Origin of the sequence: Streptomyces kunmingensis (genome assembly GCF_039533535.1) — a bacterium.
Classification (GTDB): Bacteria; Actinomycetota; Actinomycetes; order Streptomycetales; family Streptomycetaceae; genus Streptomyces; species Streptomyces kunmingensis.
The window spans coordinates 352,125-375,879 of record NZ_BAAATS010000017.1 but is presented as its reverse complement, the minus strand read 5'-3'; the positions used below and the strand labels follow the sequence as shown (position 1 = coordinate 375,879).

24 protein-coding genes are annotated in these 23,755 nt (G+C 70.8%); 7 read left to right on the top strand and 17 right to left on the bottom strand.

The annotated features are described in order from the left end of the window. Positions 1-90: 90 nt before the first annotated feature. From pyrE to ABD366_RS21125, 5 genes are all read right to left on the bottom strand, one after another. Positions 91-645, bottom strand: coding sequence for an orotate phosphoribosyltransferase (pyrE, locus tag ABD366_RS21145; protein ID WP_324769989.1), 555 nt, complete (start codon positions 643-645; stop codon positions 91-93). A gap of 10 nt (positions 646-655) precedes the next feature. Then, complete coding sequence (locus tag ABD366_RS21140) at positions 656-1,456, bottom strand: aldose epimerase family protein (protein ID WP_324769988.1); 801 nt, start codon at positions 1,454-1,456, stop codon at positions 656-658. A gap of 26 nt (positions 1,457-1,482) precedes the next feature. Further along, positions 1,483-2,325: an SRPBCC family protein gene (locus tag ABD366_RS21135; protein WP_324769987.1), complete on the bottom strand. Its 843-nt coding sequence runs from the start codon at positions 2,323-2,325 to the stop codon at positions 1,483-1,485. Between the two features lie 406 nt (positions 2,326-2,731). Further along, entirely contained in the window at positions 2,732-4,270 is a 1,539-nt protein-coding gene (locus ABD366_RS21130; protein ID WP_344442246.1) for a polyamine aminopropyltransferase, read from the bottom strand. A gap of 99 nt (positions 4,271-4,369) precedes the next feature. Continuing rightward, positions 4,370-4,894 (bottom strand): DUF2617 family protein, encoded by a 525-nt coding sequence (locus ABD366_RS21125; protein WP_324775223.1) that lies wholly within the window; start codon positions 4,892-4,894, stop codon positions 4,370-4,372. Between the two features lie 295 nt (positions 4,895-5,189). Between ABD366_RS21125 and ABD366_RS21120 the strand changes: the two genes are divergently transcribed. The 5 genes from ABD366_RS21120 to ABD366_RS21100 all read left to right on the top strand — a co-directional run bounded on the left by ABD366_RS21120 (position 5,190) and on the right by ABD366_RS21100 (position 11,693). After that, positions 5,190-5,363 (top strand): hypothetical protein, encoded by a 174-nt coding sequence (locus ABD366_RS21120; RefSeq protein ID WP_324775221.1) that lies wholly within the window; start codon positions 5,190-5,192, stop codon positions 5,361-5,363. Positions 5,364-5,800: 437 nt separating this feature from the next. Beyond that, complete coding sequence (locus ABD366_RS21115; protein ID WP_324775219.1) at positions 5,801-6,961, top strand: pyridoxal phosphate-dependent aminotransferase; 1,161 nt, start codon at positions 5,801-5,803, stop codon at positions 6,959-6,961. A gap of 244 nt (positions 6,962-7,205) precedes the next feature. Further along, positions 7,206-9,122: a cobalamin-dependent protein gene (locus ABD366_RS21110; RefSeq protein WP_324775217.1), complete on the top strand. Its 1,917-nt coding sequence runs from the start codon at positions 7,206-7,208 to the stop codon at positions 9,120-9,122. Then, positions 9,109-10,890, top strand: a complete 1,782-nt coding sequence (locus tag ABD366_RS21105) for a non-ribosomal peptide synthetase (protein ID WP_324775215.1) — start codon at positions 9,109-9,111, stop codon at positions 10,888-10,890. Before ABD366_RS21110 ends, ABD366_RS21105 begins: the two co-directional genes overlap by 14 nt. Further along, complete coding sequence (locus ABD366_RS21100; RefSeq protein ID WP_324775213.1) at positions 10,887-11,693, top strand: thioesterase II family protein; 807 nt, start codon at positions 10,887-10,889, stop codon at positions 11,691-11,693. Before ABD366_RS21105 ends, ABD366_RS21100 begins: the two co-directional genes overlap by 4 nt. A gap of 61 nt (positions 11,694-11,754) precedes the next feature. Here the strand turns inward: ABD366_RS21100 and ABD366_RS21095 are convergent, their stop codons facing one another. Beyond that, positions 11,755-12,972, bottom strand: coding sequence for a cytochrome P450 family protein (locus ABD366_RS21095; protein ID WP_324775211.1), 1,218 nt, complete (start codon positions 12,970-12,972; stop codon positions 11,755-11,757). 39 nt (positions 12,973-13,011) lie between these two features. Then, the gene (locus ABD366_RS21090; RefSeq protein ID WP_324775209.1) at positions 13,012-13,941 is read right to left on the bottom strand and encodes a DMT family transporter; all 930 of its coding nucleotides are present in this window, start codon (positions 13,939-13,941) and stop codon (positions 13,012-13,014) included. Positions 13,942-14,101: 160 nt separating this feature from the next. On the opposite strand from ABD366_RS21090, the gene ABD366_RS21085 reads away from it, so the two are divergent. Further along, positions 14,102-14,554: an Lrp/AsnC family transcriptional regulator gene (locus tag ABD366_RS21085; protein WP_324775207.1), complete on the top strand. Its 453-nt coding sequence runs from the start codon at positions 14,102-14,104 to the stop codon at positions 14,552-14,554. Here ABD366_RS21085 and ABD366_RS21080 read toward each other — a convergent pair. From ABD366_RS21080 to ABD366_RS21040, 9 genes are all read right to left on the bottom strand, one after another. Beyond that, positions 14,538-15,614 (bottom strand): histidinol-phosphate transaminase, encoded by a 1,077-nt coding sequence (locus tag ABD366_RS21080; protein WP_324775205.1) that lies wholly within the window; start codon positions 15,612-15,614, stop codon positions 14,538-14,540. The genes ABD366_RS21085 and ABD366_RS21080 overlap by 17 nt on opposite strands. Positions 15,615-15,647: 33 nt before the next feature. Then, on the bottom strand, positions 15,648-16,634 hold the full coding sequence (locus tag ABD366_RS21075) for an ornithine cyclodeaminase family protein (RefSeq protein WP_324775203.1): 987 nt from the start codon (positions 16,632-16,634) through the stop codon (positions 15,648-15,650). 25 nt (positions 16,635-16,659) lie between these two features. After that, on the bottom strand, positions 16,660-17,253 hold the full coding sequence (locus ABD366_RS21070; RefSeq protein WP_324775201.1) for a prephenate dehydratase domain-containing protein: 594 nt from the start codon (positions 17,251-17,253) through the stop codon (positions 16,660-16,662). A 26-nt stretch (positions 17,254-17,279) separates the two neighbouring features. Continuing rightward, a complete protein-coding gene (locus ABD366_RS21065) occupies positions 17,280-18,257 on the bottom strand; it encodes a branched-chain amino acid transaminase (RefSeq protein WP_324775199.1) in 978 nt (325 codons plus the stop codon). Next, positions 18,254-19,675: a phenylacetate--CoA ligase family protein gene (locus ABD366_RS21060; RefSeq protein WP_324775197.1), complete on the bottom strand. Its 1,422-nt coding sequence runs from the start codon at positions 19,673-19,675 to the stop codon at positions 18,254-18,256. The genes ABD366_RS21065 and ABD366_RS21060 overlap by 4 nt, the downstream gene beginning before the upstream one ends. A gap of 25 nt (positions 19,676-19,700) precedes the next feature. Continuing rightward, positions 19,701-20,117 carry a DUF2000 domain-containing protein gene (locus tag ABD366_RS21055; RefSeq protein ID WP_324775231.1) on the bottom strand — a complete coding sequence of 139 codons (417 nt, stop codon included), beginning with the start codon at positions 20,115-20,117 and terminating at the stop codon, positions 19,701-19,703. A gap of 92 nt (positions 20,118-20,209) precedes the next feature. After that, on the bottom strand, positions 20,210-20,503 hold the full coding sequence (locus tag ABD366_RS21050; RefSeq protein ID WP_324775195.1) for a Dabb family protein: 294 nt from the start codon (positions 20,501-20,503) through the stop codon (positions 20,210-20,212). After that, positions 20,500-21,408 carry a menaquinone biosynthesis protein gene (locus ABD366_RS21045; protein WP_324775193.1) on the bottom strand — a complete coding sequence of 303 codons (909 nt, stop codon included), beginning with the start codon at positions 21,406-21,408 and terminating at the stop codon, positions 20,500-20,502. The genes ABD366_RS21050 and ABD366_RS21045 overlap by 4 nt, the downstream gene beginning before the upstream one ends. Then, positions 21,405-21,716 (bottom strand): chorismate mutase, encoded by a 312-nt coding sequence (locus tag ABD366_RS21040; protein WP_324775191.1) that lies wholly within the window; start codon positions 21,714-21,716, stop codon positions 21,405-21,407. Before ABD366_RS21040 ends, ABD366_RS21045 begins: the two co-directional genes overlap by 4 nt. Positions 21,717-21,996: 280 nt before the next feature. Here ABD366_RS21040 and ABD366_RS21035 point away from each other — a divergent pair, with 280 nt between their 5' ends. Further along, entirely contained in the window at positions 21,997-23,190 is a 1,194-nt protein-coding gene (locus ABD366_RS21035; RefSeq protein WP_324775189.1) for a hypothetical protein, read from the top strand. A gap of 10 nt (positions 23,191-23,200) precedes the next feature. Here ABD366_RS21035 and ABD366_RS21030 read toward each other — a convergent pair whose 3' ends face one another. Beyond that, on the bottom strand, positions 23,201-23,734 hold the full coding sequence (locus ABD366_RS21030) for a YbjN domain-containing protein (RefSeq protein WP_324775186.1): 534 nt from the start codon (positions 23,732-23,734) through the stop codon (positions 23,201-23,203). Positions 23,735-23,755: the final 21 nt, after the last annotated feature.

The window sequence follows — 23,755 nt, the reverse complement described above, 5'->3', positions numbered from 1 at the left end:
GACCGGTGGTCCGACCCTCACCAAGCACCATGGGGTGACATCATCGTCGCCCCCATCTTTCCAGACTTGCGTGCGAGCCGGGTGCCCGGATCAGTCCAGGCCGAGCTCGTCCTTGCCGAAGGCGAAGAGGTACGGGACTCCCGCGCCCTCGGTGATCTTCTCCGCGGCGCCGGTCGCGCGGTCCACGATGGTGGCGACGCCGACGACCTCGGCGCCCGCCGCGCGGACGGCCTCGACGGCGGTCAGCGGCGAGCCGCCGGTGGTGGAGGTGTCCTCGACGACGAGCACGCGGCGGCCCTTGATGTCGGGGCCCTCCACCTGGCGCTGCATGCCGTGCGCCTTGGCGGCCTTGCGGACGACGAACGCGTCGAGCCGCTTCCCGCGGGCGGCGGAGGCGTGCAGCATCGCGCCGGCGACGGGGTCGGCCCCCATGGTCAGGCCGCCCACCGCGTCGTACTCCAGGTCCGCGGTCAGGTCGAGCAGCACCTGCCCGACCAGGGGGGCGGCCTCGCCGTCGAGGGTGACGCGGCGCAGGTCGACGTAGTAGTCGGCCTCGAGCCCGGAGGAGAGCGTCACCTTGCCGTGCACCACGGCCTTGTCCTTGATCTGCTGGAGCAGCGCCGCGCGCACGTCGTTCGTCGTCATGGCCTAGAGCTTAAAGGCGCCGCCACGACCAGGTGGTGCTGGCCTCCAGCGGCTCGACCGGGGTGACCAGGCGCGGTGCGGTGTTCAGCCCGTCCGGCGGCCCGGTCTGCGGCTCCACGCACACGGCCGCCTCCTGCTCGTCGTAGACGACGACCCACTGCTCACGGCTCTTGACGTTCATTTCCAGCGCGCCGGGCCAGGTCAGCGTCACATCGACACCGTCCGGCATGCCGAAGCAGTCGTCCCACGGTCCGGGCTTGATGTCCACGCGGCGGCCGGTGGGCAGGTGGTCGTCGCCGCGCTCCTCCTGCCAGGCGGGCTCGAAGGCGATCTGTACGTCGCCGCTGTTGTCGATGCCTTCGAGGTGCCGGTTGAACCAGGGGTGCCAGCCGGCCTGCGCCGGGAACGAGTCGCCGTACGTCTCGATGCCGAGCGTCAGCGTCAACGAGTCCTCGGTGAGGGCGACGATCTGCGTGACCCGCCCGGAGTAGGGCCAGGGCTCGGCGAGGTCGTACGTGAACACGGCCTCGGTGTCACCGGCGCGGGCGGTCCTCCACTCGGCGTCGCGGGCGAAGCCGTGGATGGCGTGCGGCGGGGAGTTCAGCGGCATCTGGTGGACCTGCCCGCCGTCGCGGAACCGGCCGTCCCTGATGCGCCCGCACCACGGCACCATCGGGAAGCAGCCGTAGCGCTCCCCCTGGCGCAGCAGTTCCGTACCGGCGATCCTGAGGCTGCTCACCCGGCAGCCGTTGCCCGGCGCCACGGTCACTTCCGCGTCGCCCGCGGTCAGCGTCGTTTCCTGAGTCGTCACGACGACTGAGCCTATGCGGCGGTCACCTACTGCCGCCTGCGCAGGGCCCGGCCGACGACGATCGCGGAGGCCAGCGCGAGCGCGGCGGCGGGGGCGGCCCAGCGCAGCGTGGCGCTCGCCGTGACGCCCTCCGGCGCGGGCACCGGGGCGTACCGGCCGCGCGGCGGGGCGTGGTCGACCTCCTCGGCGCTGCGGCCGATCATCGTGCGGCGGGCGTGGGCGGCGGCGGGCTCGGGCGGCAGCTCGCCGCTGGGGCGCTCGTCGCCGGGCTCGGGGTACGTCTGCTCGTCGAACTCGGCGGACTCGTCGGAGAGAGGGTCGAGGGAGGGCGGGGGTACGTCGGTGTCGTAGACGGAGGCCGCTTCGGCCCCCTCCTCATCGACTTCGTCGATCCCGTCGACCTCGTCGACCTCATCGATCCCGTCGTCCGGCTCCTCCTCCGCGCCGGGCTCCTGGCCGGCCGCGCCGAGATTCCCGGCGAAACGGTTCAGCAGCCGGTTGGCCGCCGAGACCACGGCCTCCTGCGGAAGATCGGCCACACGGCCGTCACCCGAGGCGGTGCCGGTGAAGGTGAGCGCGGAGCCGCCGTCGGCCGCGGTGACCCGGGCGGTCAGCGCGAACTTCACGCCGCCCGTGCCGCGGGCCTCGGTCCCCTCGCCGGTCACCGTGTACGAGCCGTCGGGCGCCTCTGCGACGCGGACGCTGCCGCGGTACGTGATGGTGTGCCCGTCGATACGTACCTTGAGGCGGCCTCCCTCACCCGACGCGTCGCGCTGGAACCCGGGCAGGGCCCGGGCCACGCGTAGGGGGTCGCAGAGGACCGCCCGTAGGGACTCCGCCGGAACCGGAACGAACACCTCATGCTCCATACCACCCGAGCGTAGCGACTCCGTCGGTTTCGGGGGTCCCTCTTGGGCGGAGCGGCTTCGGTTTCGTTCGCCCGGGGGCGGGTGGCGCTGCCGGTTTCGTCGCGGGGCGCGGGCCCGGTGGGGCTTCTCGCGCAGTTCCCCGCGCCCCTTGACGGGTTGTTCTGCGGGTGCGGCGCCATCGTGGTTGCTCGCGCAGTTCCCCGCGCCCCTGAGATGCGCACTGCGTGCGCCATCTCATGGAGCGGCGGCGAAGCCGCATGCTTCGGGGGCGCGGGGAACTGCGCGACCAGCCACCGCCGGGCCCGCGGGCGACGAACCACCCCTCGGGGCGGCGAAGCCGCATGTCTATAGGGGCGCGGGGAACTGCGTGGCCGGCCGGCGCCGGGACCGGCGGTGATGGGGACGGTCAGCCCCCGTAGCGCGGATGCACAAGCGTCGACGGGGTGGCGGGCCGGCCCGGTCGGAGTACGCGGGCCGCGTCGATGCGCGGCTCCCCCCACCCCCCCACCACAAACCCCGCCGCACCCCCACCCCCCCGATACGCCACCACCCGCAACCCCGCCCCCCGCACCGTCGACACAACCGTCCGGAACCGGTCCGACGGGACGTCACCGCCGTGCACCACCACCCGCCCGGACCCCCCGAGCACCCGCCCCACCAGCCCGTAGAACTCCTGCGAGTACAGCCTCGTACTGTCCGCGCGGCCGGGGTCCGGCAGATCGCAGATCACCACGTCGTAGCGGAGGGCCCGGGAGGCCGCCTCCCGGAGTCCGTCGAACACGTCCCCGGTCGCCACCCGCACCCGCGGATCACTCAGCGCCCCCCGGTTCAGCGCGCGCAGCCCCGGATCGGTCCGGGCGAGCCGCACGACCCCGGGATCGGTGTCGATGACGTCCACCCGGCGGACCCCGGGACGGCGGAGCACCTCGCGCACGGCGAGCCCGTCGCCCCCGCCGAGGACGAGGACCCGCGCGTGCGGGCCGCCGCGCATCGCGGGCCCGACGAGCGCCGCGTGGTAGCGGGCCTCGTCCCGGCCGCTGATCCGCAGCCGCCCGTCGAGGTACAGGTCGAGGGGGCCGTGCCTGCCCCCGGTGAGGACGACCTCCTGCACCGCGGTCCGCTCGGCGACCCGCACGTGCGCCCCGAACATGGCCTCCCGCGCGGCCCGCTCGAAGTCGTCGACGAGGACCCAGGCGGCGGCGAGCAGGCTCAGCACCGTGACGTTGGCGACGAGCAGCAGCCAGCGGCCCCGTACGCTCAGATCCCGCCGGAGCAGGCCGAGTACGAGCGCGCCTCCCGCCACCGCGTTGACCGCGCCGGTCAGCAGCGCGCCGGTCAGCTGGCCGAGCATGGGCAGCAGCAGGAAGGGGAAGGCGAGGCCGCCCACCAGCGCGCCCACGTAGTCCGCGGCGAAGAGGTCGGCGACCGCGCCGCCCGCGTCCTGGCGTCTGATCCGCTGGATGAGGACCATCAGCAGGGGCACCTCGGCGCCGATCAGGATGCCGATGCCGAGCGCGAAGGCCACCAGGAGCCAGCGCGAACCGTCGGACCACGCCCCGTCCCGGCCGCCGGTCCAGGCGAACACCGCGTAGAGCGCTATCGCGCTACAGCCGCCGACGAGCGCGAGCGCGGCCTCGACCAGGCCGAACCCGACGGCGGCGCGCGGCCGCAGCCGCTTGGCGGCGAGCGAGCCGAGCCCCATCGCGAAGACCATGACGGACAGCACGACGGAGGCCTGGGTGACCGAGTCGCCGATGAAGTACGTGGCGAGCGCGACCAGTTCGAGCTCGTAGACGAGCCCGCAGGCCGCGCAGACGAAGACGCAGACGAGCACGAGGGCCCGGCCCGTGCCCGGTTTCACCGGGAGGGGCGCCCGGCCGCGCTCGCCCACGGGCCGGGTCACTCCGGGTCCCGCGGGCGGGGCGGACACGTGCGGTTCGATCACGACTGGAACGCTACGTCACCGTTCGACCCCGCCTCGTCACCCACACGTGTGGAACCGGCGCATCCCGCGCATACTTCCGCCGTGTCCGCCGGGGGCGGTCTACAGCGCGACGGCGACCGGCGCCCGTACGCCCACCCTGCTGCGGGTGGCGACGAGTTGGCCGTCCTGCGGATAGGCGTGCCAGGTACGCCACTGCACCTGGCCCTCGTGGTACTGGGCGAGCATCGCCGTGAAGGCGTGCGGGCTGCCCGGGAAGACGCCCGCCAGCCCGTTGGGATGGTCGGCGACCAGGGCCAGCAACTCCTGTGCTCGTGCGCCGAACTGGCTGTCCGTCAGGTGTTCGACGCGGGCGGCGAATTCGTACTCCCAGTCGCCGACGCGCTTGGCGACGCCGAGGGGGAGCGGGGTGCTGCTGCCGGGGATACAGGCGACGGTCTCCGAGCAGCTGCCGTGCTCCTCCTGGAGAAGCACCTGGTGGGAGGCGCCGAGAAGCCTCAACTGGAGGGTCGCCCCGGCGAGTTCGAGGTCGAGGGTGGCGAGGGCGGGGAGCGGCTCGCGGCCCAGGGTCCAGGCCAGATCGGCCGCGCTCGTGTCGGAGTAGGCGGTGTTCAGGGTCGTGAGCATGGGTCGGCTCCACTAGCACGCAAAGGGAGAGGGGGCCGGCTACGCCAATGGGACCGGCTCGTGCCCACGCGAACGCGTTGAGTACGTAGTACGAGGGCTGAGTTGACGGTTAGAAGGGAATCATGGGCGGCGACGCCCTCACAGCGTTTTTACCCAACTTCGGAGGGTTTCCATCCCCCCGAGGGCTCCACAGTTCAACTGTTCAACTGCCGCCGTCACCTTTCGCGCCCAACTCCCCACTGCCGGGTGTCAAGGGGAACGTGCGTGCGTGCGGTCCGCGCGGACCGACTGCCCCGTGTCAGTCGCCTCCGAGCGGGCCGCACGTCCCGGACCCCGGGCCCGGCGTCAGCTGCCGCCGCCGCACCCGCCTCCGCCCCCGCAGGAGCTGCTGCTGCTGCCGCCCCCGCAGGAGGAGGACGAGCCGCCGCACGAGGAATTGCCGCCGCACGACGAGTGGTGCCCATGGTGATGTCCGGACGAACCGGATGAACCGGAGTAACCGGATGAACCCGTGGTGCCGCCGACCCCGCCGGCCCACCAGCTGCTGCTCCTGCCGCTGCTCCTGCTGCCCCGCCTGCCGCGGGAGCCGCTCCTGTTCGACGTACGCGGGTGGCCGCTCCCGCCCGCCCTGGCCGTTCCGACGACGATGGCGACGACCAGGACCACGAAGACCACGATGAAGACGACCTCCATCACCGGCCCTCCTTCCTCTTCCCCCGATTACCCCCGAGTCCCCCGAGGGGCGCCCCGAGCGGGCGTGCCAGGGGGATGCCCTCGCCCGTACGCGGCCAAAGCAGAGTTGAGCAACTCCAGAGGTTCGGCGCGGGCCCTCGGCGGAGGAGGAGCCCGCGTCCGACAGGATGGGACGTTCACGAGCGGCACCGAGCGCGAGGAGATGGTGGGCACATGAACGACAGGCCTCTGCTGAACCGCAGGCTGGACGGGTTCGGGACGACGATCTTCGCGGAGATGTCGGCCCTGGCGGTGCGGACCGGGGCGATCAATCTCGGGCAGGGCTTCCCGGACACCGACGGCCCGCAGGAGGTGCGCGAGGCTGCCGTACGGGCGCTGCGCGACGGCCGGGGCAACCAGTACCCGCCCGGCCCCGGCGTCCCCGAACTGCGCACGGCCGTCACCGAGCACCAGCAGCGCTTCTACGGACTGGCCTTCGACCCCGACACCGAGGTCCTGGTCACCGCCGGCGCGACCGAGGCCATCGCCGCCACGATGCTCGCGCTCCTGGAGCCCGGCGACGAGGTCATCGCCTTCGAGCCCTACTACGACTCGTACGCGGCCTGCATCAGCATGGCCGGCGCCACCCGCGTCCCGCTGACGCTGCGCGCCCCCGACTTCCGCCCGGATCTCGACGCGCTGCGCGACGCGGTGACCGACCGGACCCGTCTGCTGCTGCTCAACTCCCCGCACAACCCGACGGGCATGGTGCTGACGCGGGTGGAGCTGACGGCCATCGCCGAGCTTGCGGTCGAGCGCGATCTGATCGTGGTGACGGACGAGGTGTACGAGCACCTGACCTACGACGGCGCCGAGCACATCCCGCTCATCTCCCTGCCCGGCATGCGCGACCGTACGGTCGCCATCTCCTCCGCGGGCAAGACCTACTCCTTCACGGGCTGGAAGGTCGGCTGGATCACCGGTTCCGCGCCGCTGGTCGGGGCGGTCCGCACGGCGAAGCAGTTCCTGACGTACGTGTCGTCCGGCCCGTTCCAGTACGCGGTCGCCGAGGCGCTGCGGCTGCCGGACGCCTACTTCACCGGGTTCCGCGAGGGCATGCGGGCCAAGCGCGACATCCTCGCCGACGGGCTCACGGCGGCGGGCTTCGAGGTCTTCCGCCCGCAGGGCACGTACTTCATCACGACCGACATCGCCGGTCTCGGGGAGAAGGACGCGCCGGCCTTCTGCCGTGGCCTCCCGGAGCGGTGCGGTGTGGTCGCCGTCCCGAACTCCGTCTTCTACGACGATCCGCAGGCCGGCCGCAGCCAGGTGCGCTTCGCCTTCTGCAAGAGGGACGACGTCCTGCGGGAGGCCGCGGTCCGCCTCCAGCGGTAGCCCGTCGAGCCGGCCGGCCGACGATCTCCTCGAGAAAGCCCCGTCGGCAACGAACGAAGTTCATCCTGAATCGCTTCGCTCTCCGGACATCGAACTAAATTCGGCACTCCACCGAATGTTCCGTTCATCCTCTAGCATGGCGCGCGGCAGTCCGGCCAACTGCCTGGAATTCCCGATTCCACTCTCCCGAGAGGCGAGCGAAGTGAAGAAGGTTCTGCTCGTTGAGTTATCCGTTTTCGAGCGCATGACCCCCTTGGCCTCCGGCTATCTCCAGGCGTATGCCACAACGGATTCCGTGGTGCGCGACGCGTATCTGTTCGAGCGGTACACGACGGTCGCGAAGACGCCACGGGACGAAATAGCCCGGGACCTTCTCAGGTCGGACGCCGAGGTGTACGGCTTCAGTTGCTACGTGTGGAACATGGGTTTGGTGCGGTTCCTCATAAAGGCGCTCAGGCAGGCGAAGCCGGACGCGCACATCATTCTCGGCGGCCCTCAGGTGATGTCGCAGGCCCAGCGCTATCTGGACAGCACCGACGAGCGGACCGTCATCTGCAACGGTGAAGGGGAGATCACCTTCACCCAGTACCTGCGGGCGCTGACCGAATCGAGTCCGCGTCTCGACGAGGTCGACGGACTCAGCTTCTACCGCGACCGCGAACTGGTGACGACCACGAAGCAGTCCAGGATCAAGAACCTGGACGACGTGCCCTCGCCGTTCCTGACGGGGGTCTTCGACTCCGCCTACAGCATCGCCATCCTGGAGACGAACCGCGGCTGCCCCTACCACTGCGGGTTCTGCTTCTGGGGCGCCGCGACCAACGACCGGGTGCACCGGTTCGACGAGGAGCGGGTCCGCGAAGAGATCAAGTGGACGGCGGAGAACGAGATACTTTTCCTCTTCATCGCCGACGCGAACTGGGGAATGCTCAGCCGGGACATCGACATCTCCCGCCACATCACGGACTGCGCACTGGAGCACGGGGCCCCGAACGTCGTCTACTTCTCCGCCGCGAAGAACAAGCCGCACGCGGTCACGGAGATCACCAGCATCTTCCAGAACGCCAACCTCATCGCCTCCCAGCCCGTCTCGCTGCAGACCCTGGAGCCGAAAAGCCTCGATCTGATCGCCCGCTCCAACATCAAACTGAGCGCGTTCGCCGAGATCCAGGAAGACCTGCGCGAGAAGCAGATCAGTTCCTACATCGAACTGATCTGGCCACTGCCGGGGGAAACCCTGGACTCCTTCCGGCGCGGTATCGGCACCCTGTGCGAGAACGAGGCGCAGACCGTGATCGCGTATCCGCATCTGCTCCTCAACAACACCCCCATTTTCCACAGCGCGGAGAAAATGGGGATCGTGAGCAGGGCGGCCGGAGGCGGTGCCGCCGAGGCCGAGGTCGTCATCGGCACGAAAGAGGTCTCCGTACCGGAATTCGTCGAAGGCATGTATTACTTCTATGCCTTCCACGCGCTGCACAACACGCGCAGCCTCCGGGCCGTGAGCCGCTACCTCGTGAAGCAGCGGGGAATGCGCTACCAGGACATCTTCGCCGCCTTCGCCGCGTACCTGCGGCAACAGGGGGAGGACGACCCCGTCCTCGGGTACGCGGAGCGCTCCATCCGCGAGGCGGACTACTACGACGTGAACAACTACGGCTACTACATCCACTCCGTACTGCACGAGCACCGGGAGGTCTTCACCGGGCACGTGCGGCGTTTCGCGGAGAGCCAGACGTGGTGGGCCGACAGCAAGGTACGGGCCCTGTTCGAGATCGACATGCTGAACCGGCCCTACATGTACAGCAACACGCCCATGGACGTGAGCGCCGAGGACTTCCAGGAACTCCGGCTGCTGGGGAACGGGCCCCGTAGCCACACCGTCCAGGTCCCGGCGGAGTATCTGGCCGATCTGGCCGACGCCGTCCAGGTCCAGGGAATGCCGGCGGACGGCGTGTTCAAGGTCGAGCACAAGCGGCTCCAGTACCCCTTCATGCCGACGCAGAGCCGCGACCACAGCGGCTCCTACTGCCACGGAATGATCGAGAAGGTCGGGAACGTCATGCCGTTCTGGCTCCCGGCCGACACCGGCCGGCCGCTCGACACCGACCGGGACGCGTCCTTCGGCGAGAAAGGAATCCACGCCCATGCCGCGCTCTGACACAGGTTCGCTCTGCGATCTCTTCGCGGAGCACGTCGTGCGCAGTCCCGACGCGCCCGCCGTGGCCTACGGCCCCACCGCCCTGACGTACCGGCAGCTCGATCGGGTGACCAACTCGCTCGCCGCCCGGCTGCGGGAGCTCGGCGTGCAGACCGACCGGCTGGTCGCGATCCGGGCCGAGCGCAGCGTGAGCCTCGTCGTGGGCATGCTCGCCACCGTCAAGGCCGGCGGCGCCTATCTGACGCTGGACCCGGCGCTTCCCGCCGCCCGCTCACGCACGGTCCTGGAGGAGTCCAAGCCGGTGGCGCTCCTCGCGGAGGCCGGCGGCGAGGACCCCAGCGGCCTCGGCATCCCGGTGCTCACGGTCGCCGGGCACCTCGGGGACGCGGTGTGGGACAGCGCCGCGCACGACGCCCGCGTGGACGGCGGCGCGACCCCCGACGACCTCGCCTACGTGGTCTACACGTCGGGGTCGTCCGGTACGCCGAAGGGCATCTGCGTCACGCACTTCAACGTGGCCCAGCGCACGCGGGACGTCGACTACCTCCGGTTCGACCCGGGGGACCGGGTGGCGCAGATCTCGAACGCGTCCTTCGACGCCGCCACGATCGAGGTGTGGGGGGCGTTGCTCAACGGCGCCGAGCTCATCGGCTTCGACCGCGACACCATCCTCTCGCCCGGTCTGCTGGCGAGAGCCCTGCGCGAGCGGCGGATCGACACCATGGTCGTGGCGACCCCGCTCTTCAACCAGCTGGCGGCGGACGACCCGGCGACGTTCGCCACGGTCTCCCAGGTGCTCGTCGGCGGCGACGTCATGGGCGTGAGCCAGGCCAACGCCGTCGCCGCGCTGCCGAATTGCACGCTGCTCAACGGTTACGGTCCGGCCGAATGCACGACGCTCGCCACCGCGCACCACGTCACGCCGATGCCCCCGGACCAGCTGCGCGTACCGATCGGCCGCCCCATCTCGAACACCACGTGCTACGTCCTCGACGAGGCGCTGCGACCCCGGCCGGCCGGGGTGCCCGGCGAGCTCTACATCGGCGGCGACGCCGTGGCGCGCGGCTACCTGGACCGTCCGGACCTGACGGACGAGCGGTTCCTCCCCGACCCCTTCGCGACCGAGCCCGGGATGCGGATGTACGCGACCGGCGACCAGGTCCTCCAACTGCCGGACGGCACACTGGACTTCCTCGGCCGGACCGACTTCCAGGTGAAGGTCCGCGGTTTCCGGGTCGAGACGAACGAGGTCGACGCGACGCTTCTCCAGCACCCCGCGGTCGCGGAAGCGGTGACGGTGGCCGACACCGACGCGCAGACCGGGGACAAGTCGCTCGTCAGTTACTACGTGACGACCGCCGCCGGGACGGCGCCGGAGACGGACGATGTGCTGTCGTTCCTGCGGGACCGGCTGCCCGAGTACATGGTCCCGGCCCGGCTGATCCGCCTCCCCGAGCTGCCGAAGAACGCCAACATGAAGATCGACCGGGCGCGGCTCCCGGCCCCGGAGAAGCCCTCGCCGGTGACGGCCGGGGCCGCCACCGGGGAGCTGGACGACGAGATCACCGCCCTCATCGGGCAGCTCCTGAACGTGCCGCACTTCGGCCGTGAGGAGAACTTCTTCGACGCCGGCGGCCAGTCGATGCTCGCGATCCGGCTGCTCACCCAGGTGGGCCGGCGCTTCGACGTGGCCATGACGCTGGCGGAGTTCTTCGAGGACCCCACGGCGCGCGGCATCGCCGACCACATCAGGGAAGCGCGTTCATGACGGGGACGACCGGCGAGACGTGGGCGACCGACGAGACGTGGTTCCCGCCGTGCAGGCCGGTATCGGCTCCCCCGCTCGTGCTCGACGCGGACGCGGTCCAGCTGTTCTGCCTGCCGCACGCGGGGGCCGGTGCCTCGGCCTACCGGGACTGGCCCGACGCGCTGGCCCCGGGCATCGAGGTGATCCCCGTGCAGTTGCCGGGCCGGGAGAGCCGCCACCGAGAGCCGGCCCGCCGCTCGGCCGCGGAGCTGGTCGGCGAGCTGACCGGCCCCCTGGCGAGCCGCGCGGGGCCGGACTACGCCCTGTTCGGGCACAGCATGGGCGCGCTGCTCAGCTACGAACTGGCGCACGCGCTCTCCGCACTCGGCAAACCTCCACGCCATCTGTTCGTCTCGGGGCTCGGCGGACCGCATCTGCCGTTCGTGGGGCCCCTGTTGCACGAGAAGACGGACGCGGAGCTGATCACGGCCGTCGCCGCGATGGAGGGGACCTCTGCGGAGGTGCTCGCCGTGCCGGAGCTGGTGGAGCTGCTGCTTCCGCTGCTCCGGGCGGACCTCACGGTGTGGGAGACGTACGAACCGCGCCCGCGTGCGTCGCTGCGGGTGCCGGTCCCGATCACGGCGCTCGGCGGCCGTCAGGACCCCGGCGTGGGCCTGGACCGCCTCGGCGCGTGGCAGGAGCTGACCTCGGCCGGCTTCCGTGCAGAGGTCTTCGACGGCGGGCACTTCTACCACCACGACGCTCCGGACGAGGTGGCCGCGGTCGTGCGCAGGACGCTGCTGGAGCCCAGCCCGGTGCGGTAGCCGCGGCGCAACCAGGCTTCAGCGAAAGCGAAAGCGAAAGCGGAAGCGGAAGCGGCACGGCTCAGCGCAGCCGGACCGGGAGGCCTTCCAGCCCGTGGATGAGGCTGGAGGGCCGCCACCGCAGCACCGACTCCGGTACGGCCAGCCGCAGTTCGGGGAACCGAGCCAGCAGCGAGCCGAACGCGATCTCGCCCTCCAGGCGGGCCAGGGGCGCGCCGAGGCAGTAGTGGATCCCGTGCCCGAAGCCCAGGTGGCCCGACCGGTCCCGGTCCACGTCGAGGCGGTCGGCGTCGGGGAACCGGGTCGGGTCCCAGTTCGCCGACGCCGAGGCGAGCATGACCCATTCCTTGGCGGGGACGGTGACGCCGCCGATGGTCACCGGTTCCAGGGTGAACCGTTCGGTGGCGTGGTTCAGCGGGTTCGCGTACCGCAGCAGCTCCTCGACCGCCGAGGGCAGCAGCGCGGGGTCGTCCCGCAGCCGCTTCAGTTCGCCCGGGTGGGTCAGCAGCGCCAGGGTTCCGTTGGTGATCAGGTTGAGCATCGTCTCGTGCCCGGCGACGAGCAGCAGGAACATCATCGAGAGCAGCTCGTGCTCGGAGAGCGAGTCCCCGGAGTCGCGGGCTGCGATGAGCGCCGAGAGCAGGTCGTCCGCCGGCTGGGTGCGGCGCTGTGTGACCAGGCCCGTGAAGTACTCGTACATGGCGACGGCGGCCGCGCGCGCTTCCTTGCGGGTGCCCCGCGAGGACAGCAGCGTCTCCGACCACGCGCGGAACGATGCCCGGTCGCCGACCGGAATGCCGATCAGTTCGCAGATCACGGTCACCGACAGCGGGAACGCGAACGCCTCGATCAACTCCGTCTGCGCGGGGCCGTCCGCCATCGCGTCCAGGAGTTCGTCGGTGACGGCCGAGATCCGCGGTCGCAGGGCGGCCACCCGGCGCGGGGTGAACGCCTTCACCACCAGGCGGCGCAGCCGGGTGTGGTCGGGCGGGTCGAGGTTGAGCATGTGCTGGTCGAGGTAGGCCTGCACGGGGTCGACGTTGATGTCGAAGTCCTCGGGCGTCATGTGGGCCACCCAGTCCTTGGCCACCCGGGGGTCGGCCAGGGCGGCGCGCACGTCCTCGTACCGGGTGACGAGCCAGACGCGTACGCCTTCGGTCGTGATGACCGGGGTGACCGGCGAGGACGAGCGCAGCCGCGCGAACAGGCCCTGCGGATCCTGGAAGAAGGAATCGTCCAGCCGCTCGGGCGCGGTTGTCCCTTCCGCTCCTGCGTGCATCGGGGCGACCACCTCAACTGGTAGGGGCGCGGCGGACAGTTAACCGACCGGCGTGCGGTCGACAACTGGCGGCGCGGGTACGGGAGTTCTGCGCTCGACCATGCCGAGCGCCACACCGGCGATGATGATGACGCCGCCGAGGACCTGCGGGAGCCGGACCGACTCCCCGTTGATCACCACTGCGCCCAGGACACCGAAGACGGGCACCAGGTTGAGGATGTTGACCGCGACGCTCGAGGTCATGCGGCTCAGGCCGTAGTTGTAGAGGAGGAAGCCGCCGACGGAACACGCGACGGCCAGATAGGCCAGCAGCACCGTCGACGTGGTGCCCGGCATCCGCCAGTCCCCGGCCTCCAGGAGCGAGGCGAGCAGGAAGCCGCCGGCGCCGGCCATGGTCTGGTAGTAGGTGAGGTTGAGCGAGTCCTGGCCGCGGCCCGCGGACTTGGCCAGCACGTTGTACCCGGCCCACACCAGGCCGCCGAGCAGCAGCAGGATGTCGCCGAGCCAGCGTCCGCCGCCGCCGACCTCCGCTCCGTTGCGTACGACGAGGAAGGCGCCCAGCGTGGCGAGCAGCACGCCGCCGACCCGGAAGAGCGGCATCCTCATCCGGAAGATCACCAGCTCCAGGAGCATGGTCATCAGCGGGTACGTGGCCACGATGAGGGAGGCGTCGGAGGCGGTGGACAGCTCCACGCCGATGTTCTCCAGCACGAAGTAGGCCGTGATGCCGAGCAGTCCGCTGAGGTAGATCAGCCGCCGCTGCCGGGCGTCCGGCCGCGCGGCCCCGTTCCGGCGCATGCGCACCATGATCCCCAGCAGGACGGCGGCGAGTGTGAAGCGGATGGCGCCGATGCTCAGCGGCCCGACGTCCGACAGCACTTCCTTGGTCACCGCGTAGGAACTGCTCCAGAACAGCGCCGCCGCCACGACGGCGCAGATCGCCCAGGCCCTGGCCTTCCCCTCGTCCACTGCTGGCCTCCCCTTTTCCACCGCCACTCCCCGGCTCCGCCCGGAGTGCGCGGCAGAGAAGCGAACCATCAGCGGATTCGCCCCGGTAAGGCTAGCAATATAGACAGAACTAAGGCACCATTACCGAACATAATTCGGCTGCCGGGGAGCGTGCGGGAACATGGACGAACTTGATTCGGCGTTGCTGCGGCTTCTGCAGCAGGACGGTCGGCGCACCAACCGCGACCTCGCGGAGAAACTGGGGATCGCACCCTCCACGTGCCTGGAGCGCGTGCGCGCCCTGCGGGAGCGCGGCGCGCTGCTCGGGTTCCACGCGGAGGTGGACCTCACCGCGCTGAACAGGGGGCTCCAGGCGATGATCGCGGTGCGGGTCAGGCCGCCGACCCGTGCGGTCATCGAGCAGTTCCAGGACTTCGTCGCGCGGATGCCGGAGGTGCTCTCCGTCTTCGTGCTGACCGGCACCGACGACTTCCTGATCCATGTGGCGGTGCGCGACGCCGACCATCTCCATTCGGTGGTCCTGGACAAGCTGACGGAACGGCAAGAGCTGGCGGACGTACGCACCTCGGTCGTCTACGGGCATCTGCGGAAGAACGTCATCGAGCCGATGTGAGACCGGCGAGGGCGGCGATCAGCTGATCGTTCGCCGCCGGGCTGCCGACCGTGATCCTCAGCCCGGTGCCGGGGAAGCAGCGGACCAGCAGCCCGCCGCGCTCCAGTTCCGCGGCGACCGGAACGGAGCGTTCGCCGAGCGGCAGCCAGAGGAAGTTCGTCTCGCTCGGCGGGAGCACCCAGCCCTGCTCGCCGAGGGCGGCGCGCAGCCGCTCCCGTTCCCCGATGACGCGCTCGACCTGCTCGAAGAGTTCGTCCTCCGCGTCCAGCGCGGCCAGGGCCGCCTCCTCCGCGATCCGGCTCACCCCGCACGGCACGGCGCACTTGCGCAGGGCTGCGGCGATCTCCGGATGGGCCACCCCGTAGCCGACCCGCAGCCCCGCAAGTCCGTAGGCCTTGGAGAAGGTGCGCAGGACGACCAGGTTGGGCCGGTCGCGATGGAGTTCGACGCCGTCCGGCGCGTCCGGGGAGCGGGAGAACTCGAAGTAGGCCTCGTCCAGGACCACCAGGACATGGCTGGGCACCCGGTCCAGGAACCGCTTGAGCTCGGCGGCGCCGACGGCCGTGCCCGTGGGGTTGTTGGGCTCGCAGAGCAGCACCATCGTGGTCCGCGGTGTGAGAGCGGCGGCCATCGCCTCCAGGTCGTGCGTCTCGTCGCTGAGCGGTACCTCCACCGGGACGGCGCCGGCCATCCGCACGACGATCGGGAACGCCTCGAACGAGGGCCAGGCGTAGACGACTTCGTCACCCGGCGAGAGCATCGCCTGCCCGATCTGCTGATAGATGCCGACCGAACCCGGGCCGGTCAGCACGTGCTCCAGCGGAACGTCCAGCTTGCGCGCGACGGCGTCCGTCAGCCGCTCCGGGAAGATCCCCGGGTACAGGTTGGTCTGCGCCGCGGCCCAGGAGATCCTGGCGAGCGCCGAGGGCAGCGGCGGATAGGGGTTCTCGTTCAGGTAGAGCCGGTGCGAGGTGCCGGTGGCGGGCGGCCGCGGCGGCTTCGGTACGTAGGCCGGTATGTCACCGAGCACGGCGCGCGGCGAGGGCGGGGTGGGGCGCACGTTTCTTTCCTCCTTGGCTAAGGCGCGGGCGGGTCAGCCGAGTTCGAAGGTCCGGCCCCGTCCCCGGGCCGCCGCCTCCTCGGCGATGGCGAAGCCGGACATGATGTCCTGCACGCCCAGACCGAGCGATTTGAAGACGGTGATCTCCTCGCTCCCGCGCCGTCCGGGATGCTCGCCGAGCAGTACTTCGCCCAGCTCCGCCTGGATGTGCCCGGGTCCGACCAGGCCCTCGGTGAGCGGCCCGCGCAGGTCCCCCGACTCGGCGAGCGCCGATTCCCGGCTGTCGACGAAGAAGGACGAGGCGGCGACGGCCTGCGAGGACAGCTCGCGGTGGTCGATGAAGGAGGCGCCGACGGCGTTGACGTGGACGCCGGGCGCGAGATCCGCCGCCTCGACGACGGGCTCCTTGGCCGCCGTCGTCGTGCAGACGAGGTCGGCGCCGGCCAGCGCCTGTGCCGCGGTGGGCGCCACTTCCACCTCGATGCCCAGCTCCTCGGCCGCCCAGACGCGGTAGGCGTCCGCGTTCTCGGGCGTACGGCTCCACACCCGGACCCGGCGCAACGTCCTGACGAGGCGCATGGCCTCCAGATGGCTGCGGGCCTGGACGCCCGAGCCGAGCACGGCGAGGTCCCCGGCGTCGGGCCGCGCCAGCGCCTCGGTGGCGACGCCGGACACGGCGGCGGTCCGCACCGCGGTCACCGCACCCGCGTCCATCATCGCCAGCGGGGCCCCGGTGTCGGGGTCGTAGACCAGGACGACGCCGATGTGCAGGTGGAGACCGCGGGCCGGGTTCTCGGGCTTGAGCACCATGGCCTTGAGCCCGTATCCCGCCAGGTTCTCCCCGGCGACGAAGCCCGGCATGGTGCCCAGCAGTCCGGTGTCCTTCTCGGGCCGCAGGATGGTGCGCAGCGGCAGTTCCACCTGTCCGCCGCTGTAGCGCCGCATGGCCTCCGCGATCACCGGGAGGGCGCGCTCGACCGGGTAGAGCTCGCGCACGGTGGCGCTGTCGATCAGGAGCATGGGGTTCCCGTCTCTCGGATGGCTCTCAGGACTCCGTGGCGGCGAGGGTGAAGACCGACCACAGCATGCGGATCGGCCGGGTGCGGGAGATGAACTCCAGCTCGTTGGCCTTGGCCGCCGGCAGCGTGGTGAGGGCCAGATCGGTCTCCCCGCGCCGCGCCTGCTCGGCCGCCGCGCTGGTGGAGGTGGCGTAGCGGATCTCCGCGACCGAGTACTGCTTCGGCAGGAGCTCCTCGACCAGCGCGACCGGCGCCGGGTGCGTGGCGATCCGGGCCTTGTCGGGGATCCGGCGGCCCGGGGAGCCGGCGATGCCGTAGAGCGGGGTGTCGAACAGGAACGCCCCCGCGAACTGCAGCGACGGGTCCATGTAGAAGCTGTGCACCGCCGCGTAGGCGTTGGCGAGCACGACATGGCTGACGGCGCCCGTGCGCAGGGCCGTGCCCGCCTCTTCGTAGGTGTCGTACAGGGCGATGTCCGGCGGTCCGCCGCGGCCGTGGTCGGCCCAGAGGTACAGCGCCGCCTGCTCACTGCTGGTGCCTGCCGGGCCGAGCGTGCCGATGGTCTCGACCGCCGGGCCGGCGGTCAGAACGGTGTCTATCCATCCTGCTGCCTGAGTCATGCAGTCCCCCCTGGAGTTGACGGCGGTCAGGCGTCGGCGGGGCCGACGGCCTGGAGCCAGTGGTGATATCGCTCGTCCTCGCCGCGGACCACACCGTGGTACGCGGTCATCAGCGCGGTGGTGAGCGGCCCGGGGACACCGTCCCCGACCGCCCGGCCGCCGATCTCGGTCACGGGCACGATCTCCGCGCCGGTCCCGGTGAGGAACACCTCGTCGGCGTTGCAGAGGTCGTCGCGGGCCAGGTCGTGGAAGTCGGTCCCGGCGCCCAGCAGTTCGGCGGCGAGAGTGACCGCCGTGTCCCTGGTGACGCCCTCCAGCAGGTCGGCCGTGACCGGCGGTGTGACCAGCCGGCCCCGGACCACCGCGAAGACGTTGGCCGTACTGGCCTCCGCCACCTGGCCGCGGCTGTTGAGGAGGATGGCGTCGTCGTACCCGGCGGCCCGGGCCTCGTCGACGGCGAGCGCGTTGTTGACGTAGCCGCCGGTGACCTTGGCGCGGACGGGCAGCACTCCGGACTCCGGCCTGCGCCAGGAGCTGATGGCGACGCGGATGCCGCTCCGGTCCGTGTAGGAGCCCATCCGGAACGCGTTGATCGACAGGGCGTCCGACACTCCGGTGAGCTGGACGCCGGGCGGCGTCCCGGGAAGCAGCGCCCGCTTGTACGCCAGGGGGCGGATGTAGGTGTCGCCGCCCGCGCCGATCCGGCGGAGCAGTTCGGCGGTCACCCCGGACAGCTGCTCGACGTCCAGGCCCACGTCGATGCGGAGCGTCCGGGCGCTTCTGAGCAGGCGCGCGTAGTGGTCGTGGCCGCGGAAGACGGCCAGGGTGCCGTCCTGCTGGGCGTAGGCGCGGATCCCCTCGAAGACGCCGGTGCCGTACTGGAGTGCCTGGGTGGTGACCGGCACCTGGGCCTGCGCCAGGGGCACGAACTCCCCGTCGTGGTAGGCCAGCGCGGCAATGGCCGGCGCCGCCGTACTCGTGTCTGTGGCTACGGCGCTGGTCACTGGGCCCTCCCGCCGGCCACGGCGAGGGCGGCGGCGCGCTCCTGGTCCGGAGCGGAGCGCCGGTCCTCCACCCGGGCGGCCTTCCAGCTGACCATGGCGCCGGTCGTGGTGACGCTGCCGACGGGGCCGTACGCGAACCGGGTCGGGACGCCGAGCCGCTCGCGCACCGCCCGCGCGATCACCGTCTCGTCGATGCGTACGCCCTCGTCGTCGGGGGGCGTCTCCAGGTGCAGGGTCAGCTCGTCCTGCCCGTCGGCCTCGTCGATGATGATCTGGTAGTCGAGGTAGCCCCTGGGGTGGGACAGCAGCAGCTCCTCCAGGTCGTAGCCGCTGATGTGGCTGCCGCCGATCGTCAGGAGGTCGCGGGTCCGCCCGAGCACCTCCAGGGTGGGGGCGGGCAGCGTGCGGTCCGCGGCGGCGGGGCCGAGTCGCACCAGGTCGCCCGTGCGGTAGCGGACCAGGGGCTTGCTGCCCTGGTAGAGCGAGGTGACGACGAGCTCTCCGGTGCGCACCCCGTCGGGGCCCGGGGCGACCGCGCGCCCGGTGTCCGGGTCGATCACCTCGTACAGGTTGAGGAGCGGGGCGGTGTACAGCGCGCCGTCGGCACCGGCCGCGCCCATCACGGACGCTTCCTGGGAGGCGTAGAGGGCGTTGTAGACCTTGGCGCCCCACACCTCGCCGATGTTCTCCAGGAGGCTGGGGGAGGCGAGTTCACCCGTGCACATCACGACGTCGAGGCGGAAGTCCCGGCGCGGGTGCAGGCCGGCCGCGTAGGCCTTCTTCGCCAGGGACAGGGCCATGCCCGGCGTACTGAACAGGCCGGTGGCGGGCAGGACGCGCAGGGTCTCCAGGGCGCGGTCGTAGCCGACCATCGGGGAGTGCGGCCACATCTTGGCGACCGCGTGCCCGAGGTTGCGGCAGACGTCGCCGAAGGTGTCGCCGAAGGCGTGCAGCTCGGTCGGGCCCGAGACGCCGATCACCTGCTCGTCGCCGAACTGCCGGAAGATCGTGTCGTAGTACACCGTCAGCGCCGTGTTGTTGTGCAGCGAGTCGGTGTTGTCCCGCGGACACGGCGTGCTGCGGCCGGTGGTACCGGTGGTCTCGTAGAAGATCCACGCCTTGGACAGGGGCAGCGAGAGCACGTTCTCGAACTCGCGCCGCAGGTCGTCCTTGGTCGTGAACGGTACGGAGGCCAGCTGCTCGGGGTCCAGAGAGGTGAGCGCGTCGGGGTCCACCGACGCCAAGTGCTTCGCGTAGAAGGGTGACTTCTCTTTCACGTACGCCAACGTGGCCCGGAACGTGTGCAGTTGATGTGCGGCGAGCTCCTCGTCGGACCAGGTGTTCGCGGCGAACGCCTGGTGCCGGTCGCGTATCTCCCGCGCGGTCCTGTCGAGTTCTTCGTTGAAGACGGTGAACATGCTTCCCTCGGGTCGATGGGGGATGTCAGCGGTACAACGGCAGGCTTCCGGTGAGCTTGTTGACCGCGCTTTTGCTGCCGCAGACGGCCACCCCGACGTAGGGCAGTTCGGCGGTGGGCAGCCCGGCCGTGCGGTCGGTGTACTCGTCGTAGCTCCGCGAGGACTGCGCCACCGCGGTGAAGTCGACGACGAAGACGTCGGGGAGGCCGGCCGCCTTCAGCACGATGTCCCGCAGGTCGGCTGCCGCGCCCTTCAGGATCGGCAGCGGGATCGCGGTGATCCCGGTGTGCGTCAGACCGTCGGCGTCCTTGACCGCGTCGCCGACGATGCCCTCGACGAACCGGCCGACGGACATCGAGAGCGCCGCCACGGTGTTCATCGCGAGCCCGGCGGCAAGGTCCTGCTCGACGACGAACGCACACTTCTCGTACTTGGCAACCACTGAGAACAACCTCGCACTCGTTCCTTTACGCGGGTCTGGACACACCTCACCCGCGTTCGATTTCTCGTCTTTTCCGCGCCGAATTCTCTATGTCACTCTTCGAGGTCCGCGATGACCCATTCGCTTATCTCCCGCCAGAGACGAATCGCTTCCTGGTGGAAGGGGTGCACCAGATAACGCTCCAGCGCGTCCTCGTCGTCCAGCAGACCGATCACCGCGAAGTCGTACGCGATGGCCCTGCCGGATATGTTCCGCCCGGCACTCCATTCATGGAGCTCCGGCACCTCACCCCCCACTTTCGCGGCGATGAGTTCGGCTTCCTGCGCCCTGGGGTCGTCCCAGGAGATCCCGGGCCTGAATTTGAAGAGCACGATATGACGGATCATGTCCGGCCTCCGAGGATCGGTATGCGCGCGGGCATCGGTATGCGTGCGGACAGGGGAGCGGGGACTTCGCCGCGGGCCGCGGCGCGTTCGGAGAATTCCTGGATCGCGGCCAGCTGGCGGTCGCCGAGCGAGTAGTCGAGAGCCCGGTAGTAGTCGAGCAGGACGCCTTCACCGAAGGCGCCGGCGCTGCTTCCGCGGGCCTCGCGGGCCGCCGCGGCCGCCACCTCCCGCGGATGCGCCCGGGCCCGCCGCACCGCGTCCGTGAGCGCGGCCCCCACCTGCGCCACCGCGTCCGGATGGTCCTGCGCGAAGGTGCGGCGTACCGCCCAGACGGCGAAGACCATGGGCAGTCCCGTCCAGTTCCGCCACATCTCACCGGTGTCGTGCACGGTGAGTCCGCCGGGCGCGTCCGCCCACAGACGCAGCGCGTCGTCGCCGATGACGACGGCGGCCCCGGCCGTCCGCGGCACCCCGCCCGGGTCGTGCCCGAGGGCGTCCCTGCGCAGGGCCCGGTAGACGGGACGCACGCCGATCGCGTCCTCCAGCAGCATCCTCGCCAGCAGTGCGGTGCTGCGACTGGCTTCGGACAGCGCGACCACCCGCCCGTCCAGCTCCTCGAGCGGGCCGCGCGAGACAAGGTGGCAGGAGCGCACCGGGCCGTCGCTGCCGATCGCGAGTCCGGGAAGCAGGCACAGGTCGTCCGCGTGCCGCAGATAGCGGACGAGGCTGACCGGGCTGATGTCCAGGTCCCCCGCGAGGAGCCCCGCGGCGAGGCGCTCCGGCGGGGCGGAGATCACGTCGATGCCGTGGGCGGCGCCGCTGTCGGACAGGCCCCAGCGGATCGGTGCGCAATTGAGGAAGGAGATGTCGCCCAGGCGCGTACGCGGACTTCCGGACGGCTTCACGAGTCGGCCCGAGCGCCGTCACCGGCCTCGGATCCTGGGGTTCTCCCTCGGCAGAGGCCGAGAATGTTCAGGGCGAGAGTCGTTCCCCCCGCACCCAGTTCGGCGGCATAGAGCGCGAGTATCACGTTCTCGCGGGAGAGCACGGTCCGTGTCCCGCCCTCGCTCATGCGCTGCCGTTGGATTTCATGTGAGACATCACGCCGACGCTTGATTAATTCCAAGATCTGAAGATCTAAAGCGTCGATCTCCTCACGTGCCTTTTTGATGTCGACAGCCGAGTCAACCGCAGTGCTTTCTTGCGACGTCACGTCAACCTCTTCGCCCGCGCATGAGTACCCATAACGGGAGCTGACCTCTCCCCCGGTTGAAGCTTGTTTCACCCTGGCACATCGCTTGAATGCCCACCACACCATGCCCACATCGCGAGACAGGTAACGAAGTTCTCACCCCTCCTCACGCGCATTCGCCATCTGCGGTGAATAAGGAATTCATGATTCCGGAATGCGGCGGGAACAGCGGACACCCGGCAGCCGCCCGTCTGGCCGCATCCGGCTCGCGGGCACGGCACGGCCGTCGCAGGGTTCGGATGTGACCGAGCCTTCCGCCGCCGTCCTCGACGGCCCCTCAGCCACCTCCGCCGGACCCCGCGCCCTGCCGCGCCCGCTCACGTCCGGAGCGGTCCGCGCCGTCGGTCTCTTCGCCGCCGCCCGGCTCACCGGCATCGTCGCCGTCACCGTCATGGCGTGGCTCAGCGGACGCGAGCCGCTGGCCCTGCTCGGCCGGTCCTGGGACTCGCGCTGGTACCTGCACATCGCCGAGGACGGATACGGCGCCCGCACCCTGCACTTCGGGCACGGTGTCGTCTTCAGCGACATGGCGTTCTTCCCGCTGTACCCGGCGCTGATCCGCGCCCTGCACGAGACCCTGCCGTTCGAGGCCGCCACCGGCGCCCTGCTGATCTCCTGGACCGCGACGCTCGCCGCCGCCCTCGGCATCTACCGGATCGGCGAACTCCTGCACGGCCGTCTCGTGGCCACGCTCCTGGTCGTCCTGTGGGGCCTGCTCCCGCACTCCTCGGTGCTGACCATGGCGTACACGGAACCCGTGCTGACGGCGCTCGGCACCTGGTCGCTGTATGCCGTGCTGAAGGGGCGCTGGGTCTGGGCCGGCTCGCTCGCGGCCCTCGCCGGACTGTCCCGGCCGAACGGTTTCGCGGTCGCCGCCGCCGTCCTGGCCACCGCCGCATGCGAGATCGTCCGGCGCCGCGGCCGCGTCCCCCACAGGCTGTGGACGGGCGCGCTGCTCGCCCCGGCCGGCTGGGCCGCGTACGTGCTGTGGGTCGGGTTCCGCAAGGGCGATCCGCTCGGCGGGTACTTCGCGGTGCAGCGCGGCTGGGGGTCGACGTTCGACTTCGGGGTCGGTTCGGCCCGCTCCGTGAAGAAGATGCTGCTGCACGGGGACCGCTTCGTGTTCCCGATGACGCTGGTGATCGTCGCGGCGGCGGTACTCCTGTACGTACTGCTGCTCCTGGACCGCCCGCCCCTGCCGCTGCTCGTCTACAGCGGCGTCCTGCTCCTCGTCGCCCTCGGCGGCTCCGGCTACTTCGAGTCCAAGCCGCGCTTCCTGCTGCCCGCGTTCCCGCTGCTGCTGCCGATGGCGTGCGCGCTGGCCAGAACGGCGAGAGCCCGGCCTGCGCACGCCCTCCTGGTGGTGGGCGCCCTGGCCGGGCTCTCGGTGACGTACGGCACGTATCTGATCGTCTACGCCCGCGCGCCCCTGTGAGGGGCTGGACTCACTCGGAGTCGTCCTCGGGCTTCTCGGCCGAGTCGACCTCGGCCTCCAGCCCGAGGTGCTCCACGAGCCAGCGGTCGAACTCGATCGCGGCGCGCACCCAGCTGACGGTCGACGACACGAAGTGCTCCAGGGAGACACCGGTGCCGATCAGCATCTGGGCCTCGCCGATGAGGCGGACCGTGCCGTCGTCGTGGGTGTGGCTGTAGACCTTGGGCCACAGCGTGCGCCGGTTCCAGTCGTCGATGGACTCCAGGAGCTGCGGCTTCACCTCGATGCCGTGCGGCCGGTCGTAGAACGTCCGCACCGAGAAGACCTGCTGGTCACCCTCGCCGCGGAACATGAAGTACGTACGGAACTCTTCCCACGGCGCGGCGAGGTCACCCTCGTCGTCGAGGACGTACTTGAGCTCCATCTGCTCCAGGAGCTGCTTGACCAGGTCCTGGTCGGGGATGACGGGGCCTGCCGGTCCCGCTCCCTGCTGCGGTTCGGGCTGTCCCCCGAAATTGGGAATCGAGGACGGGTCGATGCTCACGCTCTTGGTCCCTTCGTATGG

What these genes read in the sequence shown, in the direction of transcription:
- pyrE (WP_324769989.1), bottom strand. Translation starts at nt 645, where the DNA reads ATGACGACGAACGACGTGCGCGCGGCGCTGCTCCAGCAGATCAAGGAC.
- ABD366_RS21135 (WP_324769987.1), bottom strand. Translation starts at nt 2,325, where the DNA reads ATGGAGCATGAGGTGTTCGTTCCGGTTCCGGCGGAGTCCCTACGGGCG.
- ABD366_RS21125 (WP_324775223.1), bottom strand. Translation starts at nt 4,894, where the DNA reads ATGCTCACGACCCTGAACACCGCCTACTCCGACACGAGCGCGGCCGAT.
- ABD366_RS21115 (WP_324775219.1), top strand. Translation starts at nt 5,801, where the DNA reads ATGAACGACAGGCCTCTGCTGAACCGCAGGCTGGACGGGTTCGGGACG.
- ABD366_RS21110 (WP_324775217.1), top strand. Translation starts at nt 7,206, where the DNA reads ATGACCCCCTTGGCCTCCGGCTATCTCCAGGCGTATGCCACAACGGAT.
- ABD366_RS21105 (WP_324775215.1), top strand. Translation starts at nt 9,109, where the DNA reads ATGCCGCGCTCTGACACAGGTTCGCTCTGCGATCTCTTCGCGGAGCAC.
- ABD366_RS21100 (WP_324775213.1), top strand. Translation starts at nt 10,887, where the DNA reads ATGACGGGGACGACCGGCGAGACGTGGGCGACCGACGAGACGTGGTTC.
- ABD366_RS21095 (WP_324775211.1), bottom strand. Translation starts at nt 12,972, where the DNA reads ATGCACGCAGGAGCGGAAGGGACAACCGCGCCCGAGCGGCTGGACGAT.
- ABD366_RS21085 (WP_324775207.1), top strand. Translation starts at nt 14,102, where the DNA reads ATGGACGAACTTGATTCGGCGTTGCTGCGGCTTCTGCAGCAGGACGGT.
- ABD366_RS21075 (WP_324775203.1), bottom strand. Translation starts at nt 16,634, where the DNA reads ATGCTCCTGATCGACAGCGCCACCGTGCGCGAGCTCTACCCGGTCGAG.
- ABD366_RS21070 (WP_324775201.1), bottom strand. Translation starts at nt 17,253, where the DNA reads ATGACTCAGGCAGCAGGATGGATAGACACCGTTCTGACCGCCGGCCCG.
- ABD366_RS21060 (WP_324775197.1), bottom strand. Translation starts at nt 19,675, where the DNA reads ATGTTCACCGTCTTCAACGAAGAACTCGACAGGACCGCGCGGGAGATA.
- ABD366_RS21050 (WP_324775195.1), bottom strand. Translation starts at nt 20,503, where the DNA reads ATGATCCGTCATATCGTGCTCTTCAAATTCAGGCCCGGGATCTCCTGG.